Raw genomic sequence first — 13,251 nt, 5'->3', positions numbered from 1 at the left:
AACTCGCTTCGTGCGGGGCCCCTAGAGCACCGCGGTGGAGAGAAAAGGGCAGGTAAGGGCATCCCCACCCACGGCAAGTTTAGCGGCACTCTCCCCCCACACGAAGCGAGTCCACTAGATCGAGCATTCGTAGCGGGTCTTGCTTTCCAGCGGGGTCGGCCTCACCGCTGCGGTTGGCGGGTGGAAGAAGGGAAAGAAGGGGCGAGAAGGGAAAGAGAAAAAGGTCGGGAGGGGAGAGGTGGAAAAGCAAGACGAGGAGGTTGGATGGAGACTTTTGTCAAGTTGTGCAGGCTGGGGGTTGGCACAGGAGGTTGCTCAACGCCTTATAGAAGATCTCGCCGATCTTGGTCGGGTCCGGTGTGCTGAAGGCCTGTCCGCCGGTTGCCCCGCTGATCGCCTTCAGTTCCGCCAAGTCGGTGTCCGGGCCGATGCCGATGCCGACCAGTTGTAGGGGTCTGCGGGGGTCTTGGAGCTTTTCCAGCTCGGTCAGCAGTTGTGCGCGGCTGATGCCGTTGCTGTCCTCGTTCTTGCCGTCGGTCAGGACCACGACCAGGTTGATGCGGCCTGGTTCCCAGTTCGTCCTGGCTGACTGATAGGCCGCCAGGACGCTGTCGTAGAGGCCTGTTGCGCCGCCCTTGATTGCCTTGACGTTGCGTAGTTTCTCCAGTGCGCCGGTCTGGAGTTGTTCTGCCACTGGGAGAACTGGTAGCAGTTCTCGGTAGTCCTTGTCGCCGTCCAGGTTGGTGGAGAAGAGCCACATGCCGAACTTGGTGGTGGGGCGGAACAGGCCGATGCCCAGTTCTGCCGCCTTCAGCGTCACCGCCATGCGGTCCAGGCCGGTGCCGGGGACTGGTTCGGCCATCGAGCCGGAGACGTCCAGTAGTACCTGCATGCGGGAGCTCAGGTTGACGCCTGCCCACAGGTTCAGCGCTTGGTCGATGTCTGAGGCCGCGGGCAGTGGGACCTGGGCGACCGGGTCCAGGGATGTGCGGCCGTCGGCTGATCGGTCTCTGAGCACGGTGCCGTCTGGGCCTCGGAAGCCTGCGTCGCCCAGGGCGGCGAGGGTCTCTGGGGTGCGCAGTCGGGTCAGGAACTCCTGGGCCACCGGCGCGGATGTCGCCGTGGGCAGCACTGTGTACGGGTAGTCCAGGGACGGGACTGGTGGATCGGCGTAGGAAGCGACCAGGCGGTAGGCCGTATCACTGGCGTTGTGCTTGAGCAGGGCGTTCTCCGACGTCGGGAACGCGCTGATCGGGGCGGCGGGCGACGTGCCGCCGGGCAGTCTGGCGAACATGTCGGCGGCCTGGGGGAGGGTGTTGGGGGAGAGCTTGCGCAGGGCCGAGGTCGTTGCTGCTGCGGGGTCGGCGGCAGCGGCGGTCAGCGCGCGGACGCCCAGCAGGGCCGACAGCCCTACGGGGTCGCGGGAAGGGTCCGGGAGGCCGACCGGTGTGGCGGCCTGGTCCAGGATCGTTGCCCAGGTCGGTTTCGTGCCGGGCCAGCCGAGTGGGGTGGCGACTTCCTCTGTCACCGCAAGGACAACGGGGGAAGAAGCTACCGAAGTGCCTGGTATGTCTATGTTCCAAGCTCCCCTGTCCTGCGCGCGGCGGAGCCACAGGGAGGACTCCGGGATCCAGACGTCCGGCTGTGGTGAACCGTCGGAGACCACCAGGGCCTCGGTGACCGCCGCCGAGTCCTTGGCGGTCACCGCGACCCGGTAGCAGGGGTCTACTTGGGACGTTCGGTCGCCGACCGCGGTGATGACCGGGGCGATGTCGGGGGACGCGGTGACCGCGAGCGTGCTGATTGTCGGGCAGCTCGGTGTGTCCGAGCGGTCGCTGACGGTGTCCAGGGCGAACCAGCCCCCCACCACGAGCGCCAAGAGGAGGATCAAGAGCACCACTGTCCAGCGGAAGCTCAACGCCTGCCTCTTGGGCGACGAGTGTCGGCCCATGGTGGCTCGCCTTCTCCGGGGAGTCGGCGACAGACTAGACGCAAGTCGGGCTCACGAGTAGAGCTTGTCGACCTCGGAACCGAAGTCCTTCATGATCACCCGGCGCTTGAGCTTGAGGGACGGGGTGAGGTGGCCGGTCTCCGGGGTGAACTCGGTGGCCAGCACCCGGAACTTGCGCACCGACTCCGCCTTCGACACTGCGGCGTTGCCGTCGTCGACCGCCTTCTGGATCTCCTTGAGCAGGTCCGGGTCCTCGACCAGGTCCGCGACGGTGGCCGTCGCCGGCTTGTCCACAGTGGTCTTCCAGTAGCTGAAGTAGTCCGGGTCGACCGTGATCAGCGCGGCGATGTACTTCTGGCCGTCGCCGACCACCATGGCCTGGCCGACCAGCGGGTGCGCGGCGATCCGGTCCTCGATGACGGCCGGGGCGACGTTCTTGCCGCCGCTGGTCACCAGGATCTCCTTCTTCCGGCCGGTGATCTTGAGGTAGCCCTCGGCGTCGAGCTCGCCGAGGTCGCCGGTGCGGAACCAGCCCTCGGCGTCGAGCACCTCGGCGGTGGCGGTGTCGTTGTTCCAGTACCGCCCGAAGACCTGGCCGCCCTTGAGCAGGATCTCGCCGTCCTCGTCGATCCGGACCGCGGTGCCCGGTAGCGGGCGCCCGACGGTGCCCGGCTTGAAGTGGGCGAGGGTGTTCACCGTGGTGGCGGCCGTGGTCTCGGTGAGCCCGTAGCCCTCCAGCACGGTGAGCCCGACGCCGCGGTAGAAGTGCGTGAGCCGCGAACCGAGCGCGGCGCCGCCGGAGATCGCGTACTGGGCCTTGCCGCCCATAGCCGCGCGCAGCTTGCCGTAGACGAGCCGGTCGAACAGGGCGTGCTTGAGCTTGAGCCCCAGACCGGCCTTCCCGTCGGCCTCGCTGTAGGCGATCGCGGCGGCCGCGGCGGCGTCGAAGATCTTGCCCTTGCCGCCCGCGTGCGCCTTCTGGCGGGCGCCGTTGTAGACCTTCTCCAGCACGTAGGGCACCGACAGGATGAACGTCGGCTGGAAGGTGGCCAGGTCGTCGAGCAGGTTCTTCACGTCCGGGCCGTGGCCCATGGTGCACCGGGCGAACACGCAGCCCACCTGCACCATCCGGCCGAAGACGTGCGCGACCGGCAGGAACAGCAGCGTCGAGGGCTTCTCCGCCAGGCCGTGGCCCTTGAACAGCTCGGGCAGGATCTCGACGCCGTAGCCGACCTCGTCGAAGAAGTTCTGGTGGGTGAGCACGCAGCCCTTGGGCTGGCCGGTGGTGCCGGAGGTGTAGATGATCGTCGCGACGTCCGCCGCGGCGACCGCCGTGCGCCGGGCCTCGACCTCGGCGGCGTCGACGTCCTTGCCCGCGTCGAGGACGGCGTCGAGGTCGTCGACCCGCCAGACGTGCTTGAGCTCGGGCAGGTCCGCCCGGACGCCCTCGACCCTGGCCAGGTGCTCGTCGGTCTCCACGACCACCGCGACCGACCCGGAGTCGGACAGGATCCAGCGCACCTGCTCGGCCGAGGAGGTCACGTAGATCGGCACCGGCACCCCGCCGACGGCCCAGATCGCGAAGTCCAGCAGCGTCCACTCGTACCGGGTGGCGGCCAGGATGGCGACCCGGTCGCCCACCCCGACCCCGGCGCCGACCAACCCCCGGGCCAACCCGGTGACCTCGTCGGCGAAGGTGGCCGCGGTGACGTCCACCCAGGCGGCCCCCCGGCGCCGCCGGAACGCGACGTCCTGGGGCCCCTCGGCCGCGTTGGTGAACACCAGGTCCGCGAGCCCGCCCGCCTCTTCGCGCTTGGCAATGGGCGGTACGGCGAACTCGCGCATGTCCTGCTCCTCCGGCACACGGTGGGCACCCGGCCGACGCCGACCGGCTACCTATCGGTAACTTGGACCGTATCCTGCCCGCTGTCCCCCGTGTCGGCCAGAGCTGCGGCCCAACTGATATCTCGCAATGGTGACAAAAGCCACGGGCCCGCCACCAGGCACCCCCTGCTCACCGCACGCGCCCACCCGACTACTCGAACTCCGGTGCGGCTTCCTGCCACTCGACGCAGGTGGGGCGGACGCGGGTGCGCAGGAACTCGCCAAGTGCCGTGTAGACGGTGTCGATGGGCACCTCGCCGTGCGGCGGAATACCGGTCTCCTCCATCCCGGCGAAGTGGTAGGTCAGCCACTCGGTGTTGGAGCCGGTGGTGGGAACGAAAGCGTGCTCGCCCTGCTCCCAGGTGAGGGCGCCGCGGTCGTTGTTGATCCCGAAGGTCAAGGCCGCTTGATCGCGGGAGTAGGGGTCCAGCACGGTCTCGGTGAGGGTCCACGCCCAGGGGATCCGCACACCAGCGGTGTTGAGGTCGCGCACCTCGGCGAGCAGGTCTTCGCCGGGCCGCATGGCATCCATCGCGATGTACCCGTTGTGGGTGATGGGTGTGGTCACCGACTCGCCTCTCCGTCGTAGGTCCGCTGGAAGGGGTCTCCATTCCGGTCCGTCCCGAGAACAGTCAGGCTCCGGCCCCGCGGGATGAAGCCTGGCAGAAATGTGTGGCAACCCGGTAGTTCTCCGGCCCGCGATCCGCAGGGAGCGTGATTGATGACCACCGTCGCGTGCTTCGCGTTGCCCTGCACCAGGATGACGACCGCCTTCATCTCCACGTGGTTGTGCACCCGGCGAGCGGCGAACATACCGAGGTCGGTGAGTCGTTGCCAGGCATCCTGGGCCCACGTGTCGCCGCGGGCGGCCGTGACGGTGCCGACGTAGCGGCCGTCGACCTCGATGTAGCCGATGATCGGGGCGTTCTGCGTACCGCGGATCACCCGCGGTGGCAGGTCGATGGAGTACGGCAAGGACTCGTGCGGGTAGCAGTCTCCGTGTTGGTTGGGCGCGTCGCGTGGCGGCTGCCGCCGTTCTGCTGGCTGTGCCGTCGGGTTCGACGAGGTGCCCAGGTGCCAGAGGGCGGAGCCCGTGATCAGGTGGCCCGCCTCAGTCAACGCCGCGTGCAGGGCCGCCAGGGCGGTTTCGGCGGCGTCGAGGGCCGCGGCGATCTCGCGGTGCCGGTGCGTGCCGGACAGGGTCGCGCCCACCAGTTGTCGGGCCTCAGCCAGCCAGTGGGCGAGTGGGTCCAAGGTCTTCCTGGTCGCCAAGACGGTGTCCGCGACCGCGCGGAGTCTGGTGGCCTGGTGGGCGATGGACACACCTCGACCCTACGGGTGCGGGGGGCTCTCCGGGGCGGGTGCAATCCCTTGGGGCTAAAGCAAAAGGGCCTGCCCCCGTCGAAACCGGGGGGTTCGACGGGGGCAGGCCTGCTGCGGTACTACGACTGCCTGGCGGCCACTACTGCCGCCTGGTGACTAGAACGTCAGCTTCACGTTGTCGATGTAGCCGGTGTCCTGGGCGTAGGTGTCCTGCACCTTGAGCCGCCACGTGCCGTTGGCCGCCTCCGACGAGGCGTTCACCGTGTAGGTGGCCAGCACGTTGTCCGCCGAGTCGCTCGTGCTGGAGCTCTTCAGCCGGTACGCCGAGCCGTCCGGGGCCACCAGGTCGATGACGAGGTCGCCGCGGTAGGTGTGCTTGATGTCGACGTCGACCTTCAGCGTGGACGGGGCGTTCCCGCTGATGCCCGAGACGGCGACGTCGCTGTAGATGGCGGCACCGGCGTCCGGGATGTTGACGTTGTTGGCGTTCTCGAAGACCCGGCCGTTCGGCGGCTGGGTCGTCGTGGTGGGCGGGGTGGTCGTGCTGCCGCCGCCGAGTTCGGTCGCCTTGGCCGCGATGGCCGAGGACAGGGCGCTCACCTGCGAGTACACGCCCGGGTAGTTCGGGCGGGCGCAACCCTCGCCGTAGGAGACGATGCCGACCTGGATCCAGGCGTTGGCGTTGTCGCGGCGGAACATCGGGCCACCGGAGTCGCCCTGGCAGGTGTCGGTGCCGCCCTGGCTGTAGCCCGCGCAGATCTCGACCGCGGACTTCAGGCTCGGGTACGCGCTCTTGCACGAGGAGTCCGCGACGAACGGGACCTGGGCCTTGAGCAGGTAGCGCTGCTGCGCCCCGCCCTCGGACGCCGCGCCCCAGCCCGCGATGGTGAAGGTGCCGGAGTCGTACTCGGTGGTGGTGGCGATCTTGAGCTTGGCCGCGCCGGTGATCGGGCTGGACAGGCGGATCAGCGCCCAGTCGCCGCCGGTCGAGGTGGAGTAGCCCGGGTTGCGGTAGACGTAGTTCGACGTGCGGGTGACCCGCGAGGAGCCCTGCAGGTCGACGTCGCCGTAGGTCGCGGTGATCGAGCTGTTGTTACCCGTGCTGTTGACGCAGTGCGCCGCGGTGAGCACCAGGTTGTCGGCGTACATCGCGCCGCCGCAGCCCATCGACAGGCGGACCATGAACGGGAACTCGCCCTGGGCGGCGCGGGTGCCGCCGACGACCTGCGGCTGCATCGTGCCGGGGTCGGAGCTCGGCGGAGCGGCGATGGCCTGGCCCGCCACCGCGGCCGCCGCGGCGACTGTGCCGACGGCCAGGGCTAACGCCTTCTGGAGTCTGTTGAGTCTCTTCACTTGTCTGTCCTCTTTTCAGTGTCCACACAGCACTCCGTCGATCGGCACGAGTGCTGTTGCAGGGTGTGGGAAAACGATCAGAACGTGAGCTTCCAGGCGTCGAGGTATCCGGTGTCCTGGGCGGCCACGTCCTGGAGCTTGAGCTTCCAGCTGCCGTTGGCGACCTCGGTGGACGCGTTCACCGTGTAGGTGGCGAGCACGTTGTCGGCCGAGTCGCTGGTGCTGGAGTTCTTGAGCCGGTAGGTGGAACCGTCCGGCGCGACCAGGTCGAGGACCAGGTCACCGCGGTAGGTGTGCTTGATGTCGACGTCCACCTTCAGCGTCGACGGCGCGTTGCCGGTGACCCCGGAGACCGCGATGGTGCTGGTGACCGCGGCGCCCGCGTCCGGGACGTTGAGGTTGTCGGTGTTCTGGAAGACCTTGCCCGCGGGTGGCGTCGTGCCGCCGAGGTTCTGCGCGGCCGCGGCGATCGCGGCGGCGAAGTGGCTCACCTCGGTGTAGATGCCATACTTCTTCGCCCGCGCGCAGCCGTCGCCCCAGCTGACGATGCCGACCTGGATCCACGCGTTGTTGTTGTCCCGGCGGAACATCGGGCCGCCGGAGTCGCCCTGGCAGGTGTCGGTGCCGCCCTGGCTGTAGCCCGCGCAGATCGAGTCGGACTTGACCAGGTTCGGGTAGCTGCCGGTCGCCGAGCAGGTGGCGTCGCTGACGAACGGCACGGTCGCCTTGCGCAGGTACCGCTGCTGCGCGCCGCCCTCGCTGGTCGCGCCCCAGCCCGCGATGGTGAACGTGCCGCTGTCGTAGGCGGTCGTGGTGGTGATCGGCAGCAGGGCCGCGCCGGTGATCGGGCTGTTGAGCTTGACCAGCGCCCAGTCGTTGCCCTGCTCGACGTCGGTGAAGCCCGGCGCGACGTGCACGTAGGTGGAGGTCCGGGTGACCCGGGTGCCGTCCTGCAGGTCGACCACGCCGTAGGTCACGCCGATGCTGGTGTCCGGGCCGGTGCCGTCGACGCAGTGCGCCGCGGTGAGCACGATCTGCTCGGTGTACATGGCGCCGCCGCAGCCCATGGAGAGCCGGACGAGCCAGGGGAACTCGCCCTTGGTCGCGGTGGTCCCGCCGACGACCTGGGGCTGCAGGGTCCCGGGGTCGCTCGGCGGGGGCGCGGCGACGGCTTGGCCCGCCATCGTCGCGAGGACGGCGGCGGTGCCCGCTGCCAGGGCTGCCGCCTTCCCGAAGATGTTCTTCCGCACGATCATCCTTTCCTTACCGTCCACAGTGGAGCTGAGCAGGGGGGTGGGCGGTGGGGTCGGTCTCGCTGACGGCCGCCGTGGTCGGTGGCCGGAACTGGAGACGCCCCGGACCGGCGAGTGCGCAGCCGGTCCGGGGCATCCGTCTAGCGGGGAGGTCGCCGACCGGTCAGAAGGTCAGCTTCCACGAGTCGATGTACCCGGTGTCGGCCTGGTAGGTGTCCTGCACCTTGAGCTTCCAGGTCCCGTTGGCCACCTCGGTGGAGGCGTTCACCGTGTAGGTGGCGAGCACGTTGTCCGCGGCGTCGCTGGTGCTGGAGTTCTTCAGCCGGTAGGCCGATCCGTCCGGCGCGACCAGGTCGATGACGAGGTCGCCGCGGTAGGTGTGCTTGATGTCGACGTCCACCTTCAGCGTCGCCGGGGCGTTGCCGGTGACACCCGTGACCGCGATGTCGCTGGTGATCGCGGCACCGGCGTCCGGGATGTTGACGTTGTTGGCGTTCTCGAAGACCTTGCCGCCCGGGTCCGGCGGGACGGTCCCGCAGGTCTGGCCGATCGAGCGCTTCGGGCAGTCGGCGTAGTCGAGCAGGTAGAAGACCGCTTCCTTGTTGCGCGAGGTCTCCCGGCTGATCACCTCGTCGGGCGGGTAGAAGCCGCCGCCACCGGCGCCGGTGGGGTACATCTCGAAGGTGTAGCCGTAGATCTTGTGCACCCCCCACAGCCAGTCGTCGATGGACCCGTCGGTGATGTAGAGGTCCGAGGACTGCTCCGGGGTGTAGTTGTTCTTCGCCGCCATGGCCTTGCCGATGGTGGAGAAGACTTTCTGGTCGTCGGTGGTCAGGTCCGGCGCGGTGTCGTTGGTGGTGTAGCCGTAGGGCCAGAGCACCAGCTCGGAGTAGGTGTGGAAGTCGATGCCCGCGGTGATCTGCTGCTTGCCGCCGACCACCCGGCCCGCGACGAAGTTCTGCAGCGCCTTGACCTCGGGGCTCGACGCGGCCGACGGGCCGCGGTAGGTCTCACTGCTGGTGGTCCCGGAGGAACCGCCGCAGCAGCCCCACTTGAAGTCCCAGTTGCGGTTGAGGTCGGTGCCCACGTTCGACGAGCCGGAGTTCGGCTGCCGGTTCTTGCGCCAGCTCTGGTAGGAGCCGGTGGAGATGTCGAACTCGCCGCCGTCGGGGTTGACGTCCGGGATGATCCAGATCTCGCGGCTGTCCACCAGGCCCTTGACCCGGGTGTCGGTGGTGTAGCCGTCGGTCAGGGTCTTGACCAGGTACAGCGCCATCTCGACGGTGAGGTGCTCGCGCGCGTGCTGGTGCGCGGTGAAGAGCACCTCGGGCTCGTTCTCGTCGGTCGCGGCGTTGTCCGAGATCTTGATCGCGAAGATGTCGCGGTTCTGGTAGGTCTTGCCCACCACCTGCTTGGTGATGATGCCGGGGTGGTCGGTGACGGCCTGGTTGAGCTCGGCGGTCATCTCGGCGTAGTTGTGGTAGTTCGAGTCCGCGCTGGGGAAGTCCGCGGGTGCCAGCGCGCCCCGGGCGCCGTTGGCGGTGACGTCCGCGGTGGCCTCCTGGTTCACCTTGAAGCCCAGCGACTGGATCTTGCGGACCTCGTCCGGCGTGGCGGTGATCAGCAGGCGGCTGTCCTCGACGCCGTTCACGGCGGCACCGGTGCTCGCGATCGCCGAGCGCTCCTGGTGGGTCTTCACGCCGACGACGGCGTACTCGGCCGAGGCCCGGGGTGTTGCTTGCGGGGCCCGCGCGGAGGCGGCCCCGGTGTTCATCGAGAGGATGAGGGCGAGGGCGGCTGCCGCCCCGACCGCGACGGACAGGCGTTTGCGTTTCACGCGTGTGCCTCCTGCAAGGGGTGCCGGGGTGACCGGCACTGGAGGTGGTATGTGGTTGTTCCGCGCGGTCCGGACGAACCCGAAGGTGCCCTCACGACCGAGGCCGCACGGCTTGGCAGACGAATGGTGACCCGGCGCCGGCGGCCACCACAAGGCTGCGGAGGAAGTTCGTCGTTACCGGTTATTTCCCAGAGGATTACCTCTGTCGGGGGCCTCAGGACGCAATAGATAGGTATCCCTACCTACCGCAGCCTCGATTGTTCGGTGCCGCGCGGACCGGCAGAGTCCTCCCCGGCGCGACTGGTGTCCGCACCCGCCGCGCCGACCTCGGGACACTCGGGAGGGAGGCGCCCACGCCCTCGTCTTCCTCCCGCCCGAGGTGTTAAAAACCCCGGCCACGCCGTGCGGTCCCTCGACCGGACGGCCACCGGAGCACGGCGACCCGCGCAGGCGTTCGGCACCGGCTGCGCGCGCGGCGACCGGCCTTGATGCAGGGGGCCGGATCGCGCCGCCGTCGCTCCGCGGAAGAAGAGGACCGTCCACACTGGACGGTCCTCTTCTTTTCGTCCGGACCCCGGGACGAGCGCCCCGGCGCGGCCGGTCGGGTACTGGCGGGCGCCCGCGCTCAGCTCAGGTCTTCGGCCTGCAGCTCCGCACGCGAGGACACGCCCAGCTTGCGCAGCACGCGCGCGGCGTGCTGCTCGACGGTGCGCGGGGACAGGAACAGCACGTCGGCGATCTCCCGGTTGGTGTGCCCGGCCGCGAGCAGCCGCGCCACCTCCTGCTCGCGCGGGGAGAGCTCGTTGCCGTAGCCGCGCCTGCCGCGCCGCGACGGCTTGCCGCCGCCCATGCCGCGCAGCAGGTGCCTGCACCGGGCCGCGTCGCGGGTGGCCCCCAGCCCGTCGAAGGTGTCCACCAGCGCGGAGAGGATCTCGCTGCCCTTGTCGTTGTCGTCGGGCAGCAGGCAGATCGCCTCCCGCTCGGCGACCAGCGCGGCGAAGTACGGCGCGGGCAGCTGGTCGTAGCGGGCGACCGAGTCCTGGTAGTGCCCGACCGCGCTCGCCAGCTCGCCGCGCGCCTCGGCGAGCCTGCCCCGGCACTGGGCCAGCGCGGCCACGCTCATCGGCACGTCCAGGCCCTCGATGCCGGCGGCCATGTCCTCGATCACCTTCTCCGCGTCCAGCTCGCGGCCCGCGGCCAGGTAGGTGGCCACCGCGACCGGGCCGAGCTCGCAGGTCCACGCCCAGACGCCCTTGGCCCGCACGATGTCCATGCCGCGGTCGGCGTCCACGCAGGCCCGGGTGATCTCGTCCTGGGCCAGCATCGTCCACGCCAGCGCCGCGCAGCCCGCGATGGCCACCGGCGCGATCGACTCCTCCGGGGCGAACGCGCCGGTCTCGGTCAGGTAGCTGGTGGCCTCGGTCCACTCGCCGCGGGCCATCGCCAGCGAGCCCAGCACCAGGCACAGCTCGCTGGCGTTGGGGAACAGGTCGCGGTACTCGTCGAGCAGCCGCAGGGCCCGCTCGGCCAGCCCGGTCCACTCGCCGGTGAGCCAGTCCAGCCGGGCCTTGGTCACCCGGGCGGTGCTGGCCACGAACGGGGCGCCGCACTCGGTGGCGTGCCGCAGGCCGGTGCGCAGCAGGTCCTCGGCCAGCCGGAAGTGCCCGCTGGAGGTGCACGCGTCGGCCAGGTTGCACAGCAACCTGGCCAGTTGGCGCTGCTCGCCGGGGGTGGACACGCTCTCCGGCAGCGAGTCGAGGTTGCGCAGCACGGTCGGGTCGCCGGTGTGCAGCTTGGAGCCCAGCTCGTTGGCCAGCAGCGAGATGCGCAGCTCGTTGTTGTCGGTGGTCTCGCGATAGTGCACGGTGCGGTCGAGCCAGGGCATGAACTCCGCCAGCGGGGTCATCCCGGTGAACGGCTGGCCCAGCACCGAGGTGCCCTTGGCGGCCAGGTCCGGCCGCTCGGCGAGGTCGGCGACGGCGACCTCGATCTCCGCGCGCGCCTCCTCCACGCCACCGGCCTGCCGGATCAGCAGCAGCCCCCGGTAGAGCCGCACCTCGCCGCGCGCGGAGGTGGACAGCCTGCGGTCGCTGAGCAGGCGCTCCAGCGTCGCGGTCGGGTCGTGCTGGTCGAGCCCGAGGTGCGCGACCTGGCCGAGCTTGATCGAGAGCCGGTCGACGTCGGCGGCGGGCACGGTCGGCTCGGCCAGCAGCCGCTGCAGCAGCGCGGTCGCCGTCCCGGCGTCGCCGAGCTCGGCGGCCCGGTCGGCCGCCGCCTCGCCGTAGTGCAGCCACGCCGCGGTGCGGCCCGCGCGCTCGCTGTGCTCGGCCAGCTGCACCAGCGGGCGCGGCTCGACCTGGTCGAGGGCGTCGATGGCCCGGTTGTGCAGCTGCTGGCGGTCCGGGCCGCTGAGCGTGTCGTAGACGGCCTGCTGGGCCAGGGCGTGCCGGAACCCGTAGCGGCCGGAGACCGCCTCGTGCAGGACGTGCCCGTTGAGCGCGTGCGTAAGCGCCGTGCGCAGCCGCTGCTCGCCGATCGCGGCGACCTCGCCGAGCAGCTCGGCGGGCGCGGGCACGCCGAGCACGGCGGCGGCTTGGGCCAGCCGGGTCGCGGTGGTGGGCAGCGCGGCCAACCGCTCGGCCATGGCGTCGCGCAGCAGCACCGGGACGTCGACGTTGTCCAGCAGCCTGCGCGCGGCGGCGCCGTCGGCGTGCACGGCGCCAGCGGGGTTGCGCAGCGCCCGCAGGGTCTCCTCCACCACGAACGGGATGCCCGCGGTGCGCTCGTGCAGCTTGGTGGCGAACTCGGCCGAGACGGTCTGCTCGTCCAGGATCGCCGCGGTCAGCGCCCGGACCTCGTCCACGTCCAGCGGACCCAGCTCGAGCAGCATGCTGGTGATACCGCCGGGCGGGCGGTAGGCCGAGCCGAGCGGGACCCCGCCGGGCACGTCCTCGCGCCGGTAGGTGACCACGACGGTCAGGTTGGCGGGCGGGTCACCCATCAGGAACCGGAGCAGCTGGCGCGAGCCGTCGTCGGCCCAGTGCAGGTCCTCGACCACCAGCAGGACCGGGCCGAGCACGCTGATCACCTCGCGCAGCGCCCGGAACACCCGGTGCCGGTCGGTGCGCGGGTCGCCCGTGGGGGCGGGCGGGGCGGGCAGGAACTCGGCGATCTCGGGCAGCAGCGGGCCCAGCACGCCCGCGACCGGGCTCAGCCGGGGCCGGTGCCTGGTCAGCTGGTCGTAGGAGCCGCGCAGCGCCTCGAGCACCGCGCCGTAGGGGAAGGGCTCGCCGACCGGCTGGCAGTAGCCCATGAGCACCAGCAGCGGGCCCAGGTCGGAGTCGAGCAGCTCGCGGACCAGCCTGCTCTTCCCGACCCCGGCCTCGCCCTCGATCATGATCACGGCGGGCTGCTCGGGCACCGCGCTGCGCAGCGCGCCCAGTTGGTCGCCCCGGCCGACCAGCACCGGGGAGCTGGTGCGCATCAGGGACGCGCCGGTGCCGCGCTTGGCGTTCGGCCTCGGTGTCCGCGTCATCCGCACTCTCCCGCACGTACCGCACCTGTTGGGGTTTTTCGGAGCCTAGGCGGCCGGGCGGTGATCTGAAACTCCATCGCCCGGGTGGGTCGCTGGGGAACCGAGAAGTTGATCT

The 13,251-nt window shown here is 70.2% G+C and carries 8 protein-coding genes and 2 pseudogenes; all 10 read right to left on the bottom strand.

Features of this window, described 5'->3' with window-relative positions; genetic code table 11:
• Window positions 1-277: 277 nt before the first annotated feature.
• The 10 genes and pseudogenes from QSK30_RS34105 to QSK30_RS34070 all read right to left on the bottom strand — a co-directional run bounded on the left by QSK30_RS34105 (window position 278) and on the right by QSK30_RS34070 (window position 13,136).
• Window positions 278-1,951 carry a substrate-binding and VWA domain-containing protein gene (locus QSK30_RS34105; RefSeq protein ID WP_285509384.1) on the bottom strand — a complete coding sequence of 558 codons (1,674 nt, stop codon included), beginning with the start codon at window positions 1,949-1,951 and terminating at the stop codon, window positions 278-280.
• 51 nt (window positions 1,952-2,002) lie between these two features.
• Window positions 2,003-3,796, bottom strand: coding sequence for an AMP-dependent synthetase/ligase (locus QSK30_RS34100; protein WP_285509381.1), 1,794 nt, complete (start codon window positions 3,794-3,796; stop codon window positions 2,003-2,005).
• Between the two features lie 190 nt (window positions 3,797-3,986).
• Window positions 3,987-4,403, bottom strand: a complete 417-nt coding sequence (locus tag QSK30_RS34095; protein WP_285509379.1) for an Imm1 family immunity protein — start codon at window positions 4,401-4,403, stop codon at window positions 3,987-3,989.
• Window positions 4,400-5,158: a DddA-like double-stranded DNA deaminase toxin gene (locus QSK30_RS34090; RefSeq protein ID WP_285509377.1), complete on the bottom strand. Its 759-nt coding sequence runs from the start codon at window positions 5,156-5,158 to the stop codon at window positions 4,400-4,402. Before QSK30_RS34090 ends, QSK30_RS34095 begins: the two co-directional genes overlap by 4 nt.
• A 156-nt stretch (window positions 5,159-5,314) precedes the next feature.
• On the bottom strand, window positions 5,315-5,557 hold the full coding sequence (locus tag QSK30_RS37230) for a proprotein convertase P-domain-containing protein (protein WP_502871931.1): 243 nt from the start codon (window positions 5,555-5,557) through the stop codon (window positions 5,315-5,317).
• A gap of 156 nt (window positions 5,558-5,713) precedes the next feature.
• Window positions 5,714-6,511: pseudogene (locus tag QSK30_RS34085) on the bottom strand (S1 family peptidase); the annotation flags it as partial.
• A 77-nt stretch (window positions 6,512-6,588) separates the two neighbouring features.
• Window positions 6,589-6,825 (bottom strand): proprotein convertase P-domain-containing protein, encoded by a 237-nt coding sequence (locus QSK30_RS37225; RefSeq protein ID WP_502871930.1) that lies wholly within the window; start codon window positions 6,823-6,825, stop codon window positions 6,589-6,591.
• A 132-nt stretch (window positions 6,826-6,957) separates the two neighbouring features.
• Window positions 6,958-7,767: pseudogene (locus tag QSK30_RS34080) on the bottom strand (S1 family peptidase); the annotation flags it as partial.
• A gap of 160 nt (window positions 7,768-7,927) precedes the next feature.
• Complete coding sequence (locus QSK30_RS34075) at window positions 7,928-9,601, bottom strand: M14 family metallopeptidase (RefSeq protein ID WP_285509371.1); 1,674 nt, start codon at window positions 9,599-9,601, stop codon at window positions 7,928-7,930.
• A gap of 625 nt (window positions 9,602-10,226) precedes the next feature.
• Window positions 10,227-13,136 (bottom strand): ATP-binding protein, encoded by a 2,910-nt coding sequence (locus QSK30_RS34070; protein WP_285509369.1) that lies wholly within the window; start codon window positions 13,134-13,136, stop codon window positions 10,227-10,229.
• Window positions 13,137-13,251 lie beyond the last annotated feature (115 nt).

It is taken from the genome of Actinokineospora sp. NBRC 105648 (assembly GCF_030269645.1).
Lineage (GTDB): Bacteria > Actinomycetota > Actinomycetes > Mycobacteriales > Pseudonocardiaceae > Actinokineospora.
The sequence above is the reverse complement of the archived record's forward strand: the minus strand, read 5'-3'. Positions and strand labels throughout refer to the sequence as shown.